Below are 12,863 nucleotides of genomic sequence, written 5' to 3'. Positions count from 1 at the left end.
CCTAAACGGGAAAAAGAGCGTGGCCAAAAAACAACAAACAAAAACCACCAAACACACTATTGAGTTCTCAAACAACACGCCCGAGTTTGCCGCACAGAAACCCCGCGGCTAAAAGCCGCTGAACTCTACCACGGACAGTGAGAAGACCCACCGTAATGGGTGTCTCTCTCGGATTCCGTCTTCGCTCCCCGGCGCTTGTCCGTGTCGCTCTGACCTGCAATAAGTTACGCGAGTGCTAACAAATGAGTCAAATCGCGTGGTCACCGCGGAATCCCGGGCCATCGAGACGTTTCCGCCGCCCCTGACCGCCGGGCAAACGTCGCAGGTCGGTGCCGCATTACAGAGGTTGGTCCGGGTCACTTGTGGCTACGTCGGGCGACGATGGACGGGGATCGTCGTTCGTCGGCGCCCACCCGCCGGCAGGACCGGGGCCAAGCCCAAGCAACTTGACGCTCTCGTCACGCATGTCGACTTTCCGGATCTTGCCCGTCACCGTCATCGGGAACTCGTCCACGACAAGCACGTAGCGCGGGATCTTGTAGTGCGCCAGCTTCCCGGCGGCGAATGCCCGCAGCGACTCGGTGTCCAGCGGCGCACGGCCGGGTTTCATCCGGACCCAGGCGCAGACCTCCTCGCCGTACTTGGCGTCGGGCACGCCGATCACCTGGGCGTCGTCGATGTCGGGATGGGTGTAGAGGAACTCCTCGATCTCACGGGGATAGACGTTCTCACCGCCGCGGATCACCATGTCCTTGATGCGGCCGACGACCGTGCAGTAGCCGTCCTCGCGCATCACCGCCAGGTCCCCGGTGTGCATCCAACCCTCGGCGTCGATGGCCTCCGCGGTTTTCACCGGCTCATCCCAATAGCCGAGCATGACCGAGTAACCGCGGGTGCAGAACTCACCGGACTGCCCGCGCTCGACCGTCGCGCCGGTGTCCGGGTCCACGATCTTGACCTCGATGTGCGGATGGGCCCGCCCGATGGTGGCGGTACGACGCTCCAGATCGTCGTCGACCAGCGTCTGGCACGACACCGGTGACGTCTCGGTCATGCCGTAACAGATCGCCACCTCGGCCATGTGCATGTCGGCCACCACGCGCTTCATCACCTCGACCGGGCACACCGAGCCCGCCATGATCCCGGTCCGCAGTGAGGACAGGTCGAATTGGGCGAAGTCGGGATGCCCGAGCATCGCGATGAACATCGTCGGCACCCCGTACAGCGCGGTGCACCGCTCGGATTCGACCGCGGCCAACGTGATGCCGGGATCGAATCCCGGTGCTGGGATGACGATCGTCGCACCGTGGGTCAGCGCACCGAGGTTGCCCATCACCATGCCGAAGCAGTGGTAGAACGGCACCGGGATGCACACCCGGTCGCCGCGGTCGAAATTGATCAGCCCGCCGACGAAGAACCCGTTGTTCAGGATGTTGCGGTGGCTGAGCGTCGCGCCCTTGGGGAATCCTGTTGTCCCCGAGGTGTATTGGATGTTGATCGGATCGGTGTTGGACAGTTCACCGAACCGTGCCCGCAATTGTTCCTCGTCGGCCTGCTCGATGTGCAGCCGGTCCCAGTCCAGGGTGCCGAGGAAGATGATGTCTTTCAGCGCCGGACACTCCGCCTGCACCTCGGCCACCATCGTCACATAGTCGGAGGACTTGAAGGCGGTGGCCGACACCAGGGTCCGAATGCCGGATTGCTTGAGTACATAGGCCAGTTCGTGGGTGCGGTACGCCGGGTTGATGTTGACCAGGATCGCGCCGGTCTTCGCCGTCGCGAGCTGAAGCATCACCCATTCGGCGCAGTTGGGCGCCCAGATGCCGACGCGATCGCCCTTCTGCACGCCCAGGGCGATGAGCCCCCGCGCCACCGCGTCGACTTCGTCGTTGAGCGCTGCATAGCTCCAGCGCCGCCGGGTGGCCACCTCGACGAGCGCTTCGGCGTCCGGCCCGGCCGCCACCATCCGCTCGAAGTTCGCCCCGATGGTCTCTTCGAGCACGGGCACATCGGTGGGGCCACGGTCATAGGAACTCATCGCCGTACTCATTCCACTAGATCCTCATATCGGTATTCGGTGGAAATCGGTTCGCCCGCTTCATGAGCCGCGTCCTCACGCTTGCGCAACTCGACGCGGCGGATCTTGCCCGAGATGGTCTTGGGCAGGTCGAAGAACTCGACCCGGCGCACCTTGAGGTAGGGCGCGAGATGGTCACGGGCATAGGTCATGACGTCTTTCGCCGTGTCCGCGTTGGCTTCCCAGCCATCGGCCAGCGCGACATATGCCTTGGGCACGGACAGCCGGGTGTCGTCGGGTTGCGGCACCACCGCGGCCTCGACCACGGCCGGATGCTCGATCAGCACGCTCTCCAACTCGAACGGCGACACTTTGTAGTCGCTGGACTTGAACACGTCGTCGGTGCGGCCGATGTAGGTGATGTAGCCGTCCTCGTCACGGACGGCGACGTCACCGGTGTGGTAGTAGCCACCGGCCATCACGGCCTCATTGCGTTGCGGATCACCGAGATAGCCGGTCATCAGGTTGCGCGGGTGCGCCGCCAGGTCCAGGCAGATCTCCCCCTCGACGGCGGGCGTCGACGTGATCGGATCCACCAGCACCACCGGGACACCCGGCATCGGACGGCCCATCGAGCCGGGTTTCACCGGCTGGCCCGGAGTGTTGCCGACCAGCAGCGAGGTCTCGGTCTGGCCGAACCCGTCGCGAATCGTCAGCCCCCAAGCCTGTTCCACCTGGGCGATCACATCCGGGTTCAGCGGCTCACCGGCGCCCAGGATCTCCCGCAATCCCTCGGGCCGCTCGCCCAGGTCAGCCTGGATCAGCATGCGCCAGACCGTCGGCGGGGCACAGAACGTGTTGACCTTGGCCCGCCGCAGCTGGCCCATCAGTGCCGCCGCGTCGAAGCGCGCGTAGTTGTAGACGAAGATCGTCGCCTCGGCGATCCACGGTGCGAAGAAACAGCTCCAGGCGTGCTTTGCCCAACCGGGCGAGCTGATCGCCAGGTGCACGTCACCGGGTTTGACGCCGATCCAGGCCATCGTGGTCAGATGCCCGACCGGGTAGCTCACCTGGGAATGCTCGACCAGCTTCGGCTTGCTCGTGGTGCCGGAGGTGAAGTAGATGAGCATCGGGTCATCGACCGTCGTGCACGCCTCGAACCGCCGCGGTGTCACCTCGTAGGCGTCGGCGTAGCGGTGCCAGCCGGCTGGGGTCTCGCCCACCGCGATGCGCATGTAGTCGCCCGGCACCTCGGCGAACTTGACCGCATCGGCAGTGTTGACGATGACGAACCGCGCTCCGCCGCGCGCGATGCGATCGGACAGGTCCGCCGGCCCCAGCGCCCCGGTCGTCGGCATGATGATCGCGCCCAACTTGGCGATGGCCAGCATGGCCTCCCACAACTCGACCTGATTGCCGAGCATCAACAGGACCCGGTCGCCCTTGCTCACGCCGAGCCCCTGCAGCCAGGCCGCGACGCGGTCGGACCGCTGCGCCATCTCGGCAAAGGTCACCTGCTGCTGCGAACCGTCCTCCTCGACGATCCACAGCGCCGTGCGGTCGTTGCCCCTGGCGATGGCGTCGAACCAGTCGACAGCCCAGTTGAAGCTGCCGCTGATCTGCGGCCATTCGAACTCCTCGACGGCGCGGGGATAGTCCGCGATGGTGGCAACCAGCTGGTCACGGGCACCGCGGTAGCGGTCCGTGTTGCTCGCGACGACATTCATGACAGTTATGCTCTACGTCACACTTGCCCGCCCGCTACCCCCGAAAGTGTGTACGTACGATGCGCCCCTGGTTGCTGCGGCCTCGCGACGCCGACGCGGTACGCGCCGAGCTGCGCCGCATGGCCACCGATACCGGGCTTCCGATGGCCTTCGGTGGGCAGGTGACCCGGCGGTCATGCCGCTCACCCTGGCGTGCGGCGAAGGGCCGGGGCGTGTGCGGCGGCGCGGCGGATTCCGCACAACAGCAGGACCGACGCGACCACCAGCAGCGGCGCCGGGGTCGGCTCAGCGATGGCGGCGCACACGATGGCCCAGACCAACACCATCCAGGCAAGGAAGGCGGGCGGGGTCAGGCCGCGTCGGTCCATCCACAGCACAAGCAAACCGACGAGTAGCAACGGCAGACCGAAACCGGCAGGGTTGCTCCAGAAGGCATGGGCCGCCGGTGTGTCGTCCCGCCAGTGGCCCCACAGCCGCAACGTCAGCCAGTCTCCGAAGGAGGCCCGGCTGAACCACAGCCCGAGGGTCAGGTGTCCGCCGCCGATGATGGCGAGGATGCGGCCAGCCCATTTGGTCATGTGAAATCAGGCTCCTGTCGGGGTGACGCCAGTGGCGGGCCGGCCGACCGACGACTGCCAGCCGCGGCCGTTGGCAGTTCCCAGATGTCCTCGAGGGTGAAATCTGGGGCTATCTCGTGGATTCGCCAGGTGCGGGCGGTGTGGGCGGCGTTCGGGAGTCGCATCGCGCTCGCCTTCCTTCATCCATACAGTGGTGTACTGTATGGATGAAGACTAGGCTCCAAGAGACGGCGACGACAAGGTGCCATGTCGCAGATCACACAGACTGGAGACAACGATGGCGGCCACAGCCCGCGCCCCACGTGAAGCCTGGATCGAAGAGGGGTTGCGCGCGCTTGCTACAGGCGGCCCGGACGCCGTCCGCGTCGACGCGCTGGGCAAGGCACTCGGAGTTACCCGAGGTAGCTTCTACTGGCACTTCAAGAACCGGGAGGCGCTCCTGGAGGCGCTGCTGGACACCTGGGAGCAGCAAGGCGCAGACCAGGTCATCGCGCGCATCGAGGCCGATGGCACAGACGCCCGGGACAAAGTACGACTACTGGGCACCCGCGTCCCACTCTCTCCACTGATGCCCGTCGAGCTGGCAATCCGCGACTGGGCGCGCTGGAACCCAGTGGTCGCCGAACGCCTGCGTCACGTCGACAACCGGCGCATGGACTACCTCCGCACACTGTTCAGTTCCTTCTGTCCCGACCCCGGCGATGCCGAGGCACGCAGCATGCTCGCTCTCTGCCTCGCCATCGCCAACCAGTCGGTTTCCGCTGACCACAGCGCGTACAGCCGCGCCGAGGTCCTCGCCCTGGCCACCCAATACCTCCTGGCCTGAACCGCCAAGCTCAACCCGCATGCAGAGCAGACTCACCAGTTCCGCCATAGACCCGAACCGGGCACTGACCCTCCTGATCTGCGGCCATGCGGACTCCGCGACAGCACTGCGGTAGCCCGTGATGGTGGCGACCAGTTGGTCCCGAGCACCGCTGGAGCCGTCCGTGTTACTCGCGTTCATGACCGTTATGCTCTACGTCACACTTGCCCGCTACCCCGAAAGTGTGTACGTACGATGCGCCCCTGGTTGCTGCGGCCTCGCGACGCCGACGCGGTACGCGCCGAGCTGCGCCGCATGGCCACCGATACCGGGCTTCCGCTGGCCTTCGGTGGGCAGGTGCACGACGACACCCTCCTGTTGAGCGAGTTCTTCGGCACCCGCACCGGCGCCATGCGCGGGCTCGCGGTGCTGCCCCGCGCCGGGCTGGGCGGGGCCAGCGTGGTGTCCCGCCGTCCCATCTCGGTGCCCGACTACCGGCGCGCCTCGACCATCACCCACGACTACGACGAGCCGGTGCTGTCCGAGGGGATCCGCTCGATCCTGGCCGTGCCGGTCGTCGTCGACGGCGCCACCCGGGCCGTGCTGTACGGGGCGCACCGCACCAGCGCCCCGATCGGCGACCGCACCGCGACCGCGATGGTGGCCTCGGCGCAGCGGTTGAGCGACGAGCTTCGGGTCCGCGACGAGGTCGACCGGCGCATGCGGATGCGCGAGACCGCGCTGACCAACTTCACCGACCAACTGGCCGACACCGAACAGATCCGCGAGGTGCACGCCGACCTGCGCCGGCTTGCGGCCGACACCCCGGATCTGGCCGGGCCGTTGCGCGAGCTCGCCGACCGGTTGGCGGTCGCCTTACGTGGGGACCCGCCGGCCAGCGCCCCCTTGACCGTCCGCGAGGTCGACGTGCTGGCGCAGGTCGCCCTGGGCTGCACCAATGCCGAGGCAGCCCAACGGCTTTCACTGAAGCCGGAAACCGTGAAGAGCTATCTGCGCAGCGCGGCGGCCAAGCTCGGGGCGCGCAACCGTCACGAGGCGGTCTCCAAGGCGCGGCGGCTGCGCCAGATTCCCTGACCTCTGGAGCTGCCTCTGGCAGATTGGGAGGCATGGCTCAGATCCGCCCCTTCCGCATCGCAATTCCCGACGCCGATCTCGATGACCTCAAGCAGCGACTCAACCGGACCCGATGGCCCGAGGCCGAGTGCGTCGAGGACTGGACCCAGGGCATCCCGCTGGACTACACCAAGGATCTGGCGGCCTACTGGGCCAACGAGTACGACTGGCGCGCCCGCGAGGCCGCGCTGAACCGGTTCGACCACTTCACCACCGAGATCGACGGCCTGGACATCCATTTCATCCACCAGCGATCCGGGCGTGAGGACGCGTTCCCACTGCTGATCACCCACGGCTGGCCCGGGTCGATCGTCGAATTCCACAAGGTGATCGAGCCGCTGACCGAGGCCGGGTTCGACGTGGTGTGTCCCTCGCTGCCCGGCTACGGGTTCTCCGGCAAGCCGAGCGCAACAGGGTGGGGAATCGGGAAGATCGCGCAGGCCTGGGACACGTTGATGACCCGCTTGGGCTACGGCCGCTACGGTGCGCAAGGCGGCGACTGGGGCGCCGCGGTGACGACGCAGATCGGCCGCAACGTGGGCTCGTGCGTCGGCATTCACGTGAACATGCCGATCGCGCAGCCGCCGGCCGAGGGCATCGGCGAGATGACCGAGGACCTGCAGAAGGCCCTCGCCCGGATCGAGTACTACCGCAAGTGGGATTCGGGCTACATGAAGCAACAGTCCACCCGGCCACAGACCGTCGGGTACGGACTGGTGGACTCCCCCGTCGGCCAGCTGGCGTGGATCGTGGAGAAGTTCTGGTCATGGATGGACTGCGACGGAAACCCCGAGAATGTGGTGCACCGCGATGAATTGCTCGACAACGTCATGCTCTATTGGCTCACCGCATCGGCGGCTTCGTCGGCCCGGTTGTATTGGGAGAGCCACAACACCTGGGGCGGTGGCGAATACGTCAGCCTGCCGACCGGTATCGCGTCGTTCCCGCTGGAGATTCTGCGAGCGCCCCGCAGTTGGTGCGAGACCGGCTACAACGTCACCCACTACACGACGATGCCGCGCGGCGGACACTTCGCCGCCTTCGAACAGCCGGAATTGTTCGTCGAAGATGTGAAGACGTTCTTCGACACCGTACGGTGACGGACTAGCGTCTTGGGCATGGACCCGTTGATGCGTTCCCGTGCAGTGCAGGCTGTGATCTGGGGTATGCCCGCCGTCAACTTCGAGCTGCTGCGCGAAGCGGCAGCCGGAGTCGGCGCGGGCGACAACCAGGTGGTGTTCTGGTCGAAGCTGCTGGACTGGAAGAACCAGACGCTGACCCCGAATCCGGACACGCTGTACTTCTTCCCGCTCTACAACACCCAGGCCGGCCCGGTCGTGCTGGAAATCCCACCCGCAGAAGGTGGTTCGATCACCGGGTCGGTCGACAACGGTTGGCAGGAAGCGCTCGAAGACGTCGGGCCCGCCGGGGTCGACAAGGGCGCCGGCGGCAAGTACCTGATCCTGCCGCCGGGGTTCGACGGTGAGGTTCCCGACGGCTACATCCCGATGCCGTCGGCGACCTATACGGGGTTCGGGGCGCTGCGGTCCAACGTCGCATCGAGTGACGACGCCGACGTCGCCACGGCGGCCGAGTACGGCAAGCGCATCAAGGTCTATCCGCTGTCCGGTCCCGAGCCGACGGTCTTCGCCGACGCATCAGGTGCGTTGTACGACAGCACGATCCCCTACGACATCCGGTTCTTCGAACTGCTTCACCAGTTCATCCAGCGCGAGCCGTGGCTACAGCGGGACCGGGTGATGATCTCGGTGCTGAAGTCGATCGGTATCGAGCAGGGCAAGCCCTTCACCCCCGACGCTGAGCTCACGTCGGTGCTCGATGCGGCCGCCGCCGAAGCACACGACTGGCTCGACGCCAACTATCCGCGGTTCTTCGCCTCGCCGTATTTCGACGGGACCCACTGGGCCGTGCCCGCCTCGCCCGAGGTGGTCCAGGGCATGCAAACCGGATTCGCCGACCCCGCCAGCTACCCCGTCGACGATCGCGGCCTGCTGTACTCGTTCATCTATTTCAGCGCCAAACATCTTGGGCAGGGCCAGTTCTACGTCATGACGATCGCTGATGCCAGCGGCGAGCCATTCGACGGCGCCGCGACCTACCGGCTGCGGGTCCCTGCCGACCCGCCGGTCTCGCTCTACTGGTCGGCGACGGTGTACGACCGGGCGACCCACGCACTGATCCGCGACCTGCCGCACGCGAGCCGCTCCTCACACCGACCCGACCTCGTGACGAACCCCGACGGATCCGTCGACATCTACTTCGGACCGCGGGCTCCAGAAGGCAAGCAGTCCAATTGGATTCCGACGAAGCCCGACGGCCGGTTCGAAGTGCTGTTCCGGCTCTACGGCCCGAAACCCGCGCTGTTCGACAAGACCTGGACACTGCCCGACATCGAAAAGCTCTAGCCGGCACCGTGAACCGCTTGCACTGGCTGGGCATCGCCGTCATCGTCGTCGCGGTGGGCGCCGGCATGCTGTGGCTGTTGTGGCCGCAGCCCCGGCCGCCCATCGCCGCCGAGGCCACCGCGGGGCCGTACCTGGTGCGGTTGAAGGGTGATCCGCCCAAGGTCGGGGTCGGGCCACTGACCGTGGAAATCCTGGGAAGCGCAGGCGAAACCCCGACGCCGGAGTGGGTCCGTTTCGAACCACGGATGCCGGAGATGGGTTTGGCCGCACCAACGGTCGAGGCCACGCCAGAGCGCACCGATGACTACCGCGCCGACATAGACCTCTCCGCGCCGGGCCAGTGGGACATCACGGTGCGCATCGGTTCAGGCCCGCAGAGCTACGACGCCGTACTGCACGTCACCGCCAAGCGGTAGGCGCCGGCACCGTCACGCCAGCGAATCCATCCAGGCGCGGTGCAACGCGGCGTAGGCCCCGTCGGTCCGACCGATGAGATCGGCCGGTGCGCCGTCCTCGATAATGCGGCCGTGCTCGAGCACGAGTACCCGGTCGGCGATCTGCACCGTGGAGAGCCGGTGGGCGATCACCAGCGCGGTGCGGTCGGCCAACACGGTTTCCAACGCGCGCTGCACCATTCGCTCGCTCGGAATATCCAGTGACGACGTCGCCTCATCCAGGATCAGTACCGCCGGATCGGCCAGGAATGCCCGGGCGAACGCCACCAGCTGCCGCTGCCCGGCTGACAGCCGGCCACCGCGCTTGGCGACATCGGTGTCATACCCGTCGGGCAATGTCTCGATGAAGCGGTTTGCACCGACCGCGACGGCGGCCTCCCGCACCTGCGCATCGGTGGCATCCGGTCGACCGAAGCGGATGTTGTCGGCGACCGTCCCGGCGAACATGAAGTTCTCCTGCGTGACCATCACGACGTGGCGGCGCAGTTCCGCCTGCGCGAGGTCGCGCAGATCCACACCGTCCAGCGTCACCGATCCGGCCGTGGGGTCATAGAACCGGGCGATCAGCTTGGCGATGGTGGTCTTGCCCGCGCCGGTGGTGCCCACCAGCGCCACGGTCTGACCGGCCGGCACCGAGAGCTCCAGCCCGGGCAACACCGGACGGCCCGGGGCGTACTCGAACCGCACGTCGTGAAACACGATGCCGCCCTTGGAGGCAGGCAATGTGACCGGCACCTCCGGGTCGGCGATGGCGGGCTGCAGCGCCAGCACCCCGGCCAGCTTCTCCAGAGCCGAGGACGCCGACTGGAAGGTGTTGAAGAACTGCGAGATCTCCTGCATCGGCTCGAAGAACATCCGCAGGTAGAGCAGGAACGCGGCCAGCGTGCCGATGGTCATCTCGCCGCGCAGCACCCGGTAGCCGCCGTAGAGCAGCACCGCGCCGGTGGTGAGGTTGCCGACCAGTTTGACCCCGGGCATGAAGATCGCCAGCAGCTTGAAGGTCTTCTCGTTGAGCGCCCGGTACCCGTCGGCGACGTCGTCGAAGATCTCCTGGTTGCGCGGCTCGCGCCGGTAGGCCTGCACGGCCTTGATCCCGGTCATGGTCTCGACGAACTGCACGATCACCAGCGCCGCACTTTCCCGCACCAGCCGGTAGGTCTTGCCCGACTCGTTGCGGAACCACCACACCAGGGCGACCAGGATCGGGAACGCCGCCAGGCACATCAGGCCCAGCCGCCAATCGAGCGCCACCAGCAGGATCGCGGTGCCGAACAACGTCAGCGCCGCGGTGATCAGGCTGTCGAAACCGGTTTCCAGCATGTCCTGGATGGCCTCGACGTCATTGGTGGACCGGCTGACCACCCGGCCCGACGTATACCGGTCGTGGAAGGCCACATCGAGCCGGCCGAAATGGCGGAACACCCGGCGGCGCAACTCCAACAGCACCCGCTGGCCGACCCGGCCGGAGCGCCGCAGGAAGAACATGCGGCTGATCGCCTGCACGATGACCACCGCGCACAGCGTGCCGACGATGAGCATCAGCTCACGGGCCGGGCCGCCCTCCAGAATCGGCGGGATGCCGCGGTCGATACCACGCTGCACCAGGATCGGAACCGACAGCCGGGCAGCGTTTTCCACCACGACCACCAGTGCCAGCACGGCGACCGTCCACCGGTAGGGGCGCAGCAATGACATGAGCAGTGCCCGGGCCTCACGGCGTAGCGGCACGCTCTCGTCGATAGGAAGGGTGGACGTGCCGGCGGCGGTGTTGTCGGAGTCGTCATGTTCGTCGTCGCTCAGGCGGCCACGCCACTGTGTAGTGGTCATCGGCGCTGCACCTCCGCACTAAGATGCGGGGGCCCGCCCACCTCATCGATGGCCGCCCGTTCGGCATGCCCGCGCTGCAACCGGCCCAACTCCTCGTCGTCCTCCCATGCGCAACTGCGCTCGCAGGCGTCATCGAGTTGGTCATCGGCGGCCAGCAGGTAGCGGTATTGCGGTACCTGTGCCAGCAATTCGGCGTGTGTCCCGATGTGGGTGATCGTTCCGTTCTGCAGGAGCGCGACCTTGTCGGCCAACAGCACGGTCGATGCGCGGTGCGCCACGATGATGCCCGTCACCCCGCGCAGGACGCGCCCGAGGGCCTCCGTCACAACGGCTTCGGTATGCACGTCCAGCGCCGACAACGTGTCGTCGAGCACCAGTATCTTGGGCGCCGCCAGGATCGCACGGGCCAGCGAAAGGCGTTGGCGCTGACCACCGGACAGGCTCATGCCCTGCTCACCGATCCGGGTGTCCAGGCCGAACGGCAGGTCGTAGACGAACTGTGCGGCCGCGATCTCGATGGCCTGGCCCAGCTGCTCGTCGGTGGCATCCGCACGGCCCAGCCGCAAATTCTCGGCCACCGACATCGAGAACAGCGTCGGATCCTCGAACGCGGTGGCCACGGCCTGCCGCAGCACGGGCAGGCTCAGCTCGCGGATGTCGCGGCCGTCGATCAGGATCTGGCCTTCGGTGACGTCGTACAACCGCGAGAACAACGCGGCGAGCACCGATTTACCCGACCCGGTCGCGCCGACGAGCGCCAGCGTCTGTCCCGGTTCCACCACGGCGTTGACATGGCGTAGAGCCCACTCGTCACCGTCGGGAAACTTGAAGCCCACATCCCGCAGCTCCAGCCGGCCGCCGCGCGGCGGCTGCGACACCGGACCGTCGGTGATGTCGATGGGCGCATCGAAGATCTCGGCGATGCGGTTGGCCGCGGTGAACGACTCCTGCGTCATCGACAACAGAAAACCCAGCGAGGCGATCGGCCACACCAGCGACAGCATCATCGTGATGAAGGCGACCAGGGTGCCCATCGTGACGTGGCCGTGGCCCGCCGCGTACGCACCGAACCCCAACACCACGATCAGCGTGAGGTTGGGGATGACCTCCAGCAGCGTCCAGAACTTCGCCGAGACACTCACCCTGGCGAACTGCGTCTCGTAGAGCTGCGTGGCCTGCTCGTCGAACCGGTCGAAGACGTAGTCCTCGCGGCCGAACGCCTTGACCACCCGCAGCCCGAGCGCGGCCTCCTCGACATGGGTTGCGACGTGGCCGGTCTGGTCCTGCGCCAGCCGCGACAACCGAGTGTACTCCCGCTCGAAATGCAGGACGGTCAGCGTGATCGGCACGATCGACACCAGCACCACCACACCCAGCGGCCAGTACATGGCCAGCAGGATCGACGTCACCACGACGATCTGCAGGGTGTTGAGGATCAGGAACACCAACCCGAAGGACAGGAACCGGCGGATCGTGGACAGATCGTTCATAACCCGCGACAGGAGCTGCCCGGACTGCCAGCGGCCGTGGAAGCTCATCGGCAGGATCTGCAGCCGCGCATAGAGATCCTTGCGGATGTCGGCCTCGACGCCCATGGTGGCGCGGGCCACCATCCAGCGCCTGATAAACCACAGCACCGCCTCGGAAATGCCGACCGCCACCGCAGCCGAACCCAGTACCCACAACCCGTGCGGATCCTGGTGACGCACCGGACCGTCGATGACGGCCTTGGTCATCAGCGGAATCGCCACCGTCGCAGCGAGGCTGACCACCGCCACCACGATCATGACGATCCAGCGGGCCCGGTACGGCAACAGATAAGGCAACAGCCGCCACAGATCTGAACTGGTCCGGATCCGCTTCGGTGATGTGGCGATCGCGGGTTGACTCACTG

10 protein-coding genes are annotated in these 12,863 nt (G+C 66.5%); 5 read left to right on the top strand and 5 right to left on the bottom strand.

The genetic code is table 11. The features are described 5' to 3' along the window. Positions 1-337: 337 nt before the first annotated feature. The 3 genes from ACZYZ7_RS30885 to ACZYZ7_RS30875 form a co-directional block, all read right to left on the bottom strand. Positions 338-2,038 carry an AMP-binding protein gene (locus tag ACZYZ7_RS30885; protein WP_463742479.1) on the bottom strand — a complete coding sequence of 567 codons (1,701 nt, stop codon included), beginning with the start codon at positions 2,036-2,038 and terminating at the stop codon, positions 338-340. Positions 2,039-2,046: 8 nt separating this feature from the next. Beyond that, entirely contained in the window at positions 2,047-3,744 is a 1,698-nt protein-coding gene (locus tag ACZYZ7_RS30880; RefSeq protein ID WP_463742478.1) for an AMP-binding protein, read from the bottom strand. 182 nt (positions 3,745-3,926) lie between these two features. Then, complete coding sequence (locus ACZYZ7_RS30875) at positions 3,927-4,322, bottom strand: DUF6463 family protein (RefSeq protein ID WP_463742477.1); 396 nt, start codon at positions 4,320-4,322, stop codon at positions 3,927-3,929. A 277-nt stretch (positions 4,323-4,599) separates the two neighbouring features. Between ACZYZ7_RS30875 and ACZYZ7_RS30870 the strand changes: the two genes are divergently transcribed. The 5 genes from ACZYZ7_RS30870 to ACZYZ7_RS30850 all read left to right on the top strand — a co-directional run bounded on the left by ACZYZ7_RS30870 (position 4,600) and on the right by ACZYZ7_RS30850 (position 9,103). After that, a complete protein-coding gene (locus ACZYZ7_RS30870; protein WP_463742476.1) occupies positions 4,600-5,148 on the top strand; it encodes a TetR/AcrR family transcriptional regulator in 549 nt (182 codons plus the stop codon). Between the two features lie 234 nt (positions 5,149-5,382). Next, the gene (locus ACZYZ7_RS30865; RefSeq protein ID WP_463742475.1) at positions 5,383-6,222 is read left to right on the top strand and encodes a LuxR C-terminal-related transcriptional regulator; all 840 of its coding nucleotides are present in this window, start codon (positions 5,383-5,385) and stop codon (positions 6,220-6,222) included. 32 nt (positions 6,223-6,254) lie between these two features. Continuing rightward, positions 6,255-7,361: an epoxide hydrolase family protein gene (locus tag ACZYZ7_RS30860; protein ID WP_135452717.1), complete on the top strand. Its 1,107-nt coding sequence runs from the start codon at positions 6,255-6,257 to the stop codon at positions 7,359-7,361. Positions 7,362-7,391: 30 nt separating this feature from the next. Further along, entirely contained in the window at positions 7,392-8,687 is a 1,296-nt protein-coding gene (locus tag ACZYZ7_RS30855; protein WP_286174655.1) for a DUF1254 domain-containing protein, read from the top strand. 8 nt (positions 8,688-8,695) lie between these two features. Next, positions 8,696-9,103, top strand: a complete 408-nt coding sequence (locus ACZYZ7_RS30850; protein ID WP_463742474.1) for a FixH family protein — start codon at positions 8,696-8,698, stop codon at positions 9,101-9,103. A gap of 12 nt (positions 9,104-9,115) precedes the next feature. Here ACZYZ7_RS30850 and ACZYZ7_RS30845 read toward each other — a convergent pair whose 3' ends face one another. Then, positions 9,116-10,969 carry an ABC transporter ATP-binding protein gene (locus ACZYZ7_RS30845; RefSeq protein ID WP_463742473.1) on the bottom strand — a complete coding sequence of 618 codons (1,854 nt, stop codon included), beginning with the start codon at positions 10,967-10,969 and terminating at the stop codon, positions 9,116-9,118. After that, the gene (locus tag ACZYZ7_RS30840) at positions 10,966-12,861 is read right to left on the bottom strand and encodes an ABC transporter ATP-binding protein (RefSeq protein WP_450071038.1); all 1,896 of its coding nucleotides are present in this window, start codon (positions 12,859-12,861) and stop codon (positions 10,966-10,968) included. The genes ACZYZ7_RS30845 and ACZYZ7_RS30840 overlap by 4 nt, the downstream gene beginning before the upstream one ends. Positions 12,862-12,863: the final 2 nt, after the last annotated feature.

Source organism: Mycobacterium sp. IDUB_17, assembly GCF_055419465.1.
Note: the sequence above shows the minus strand (reverse complement) of the source record. Positions and strands in the feature narration are given on the sequence as shown.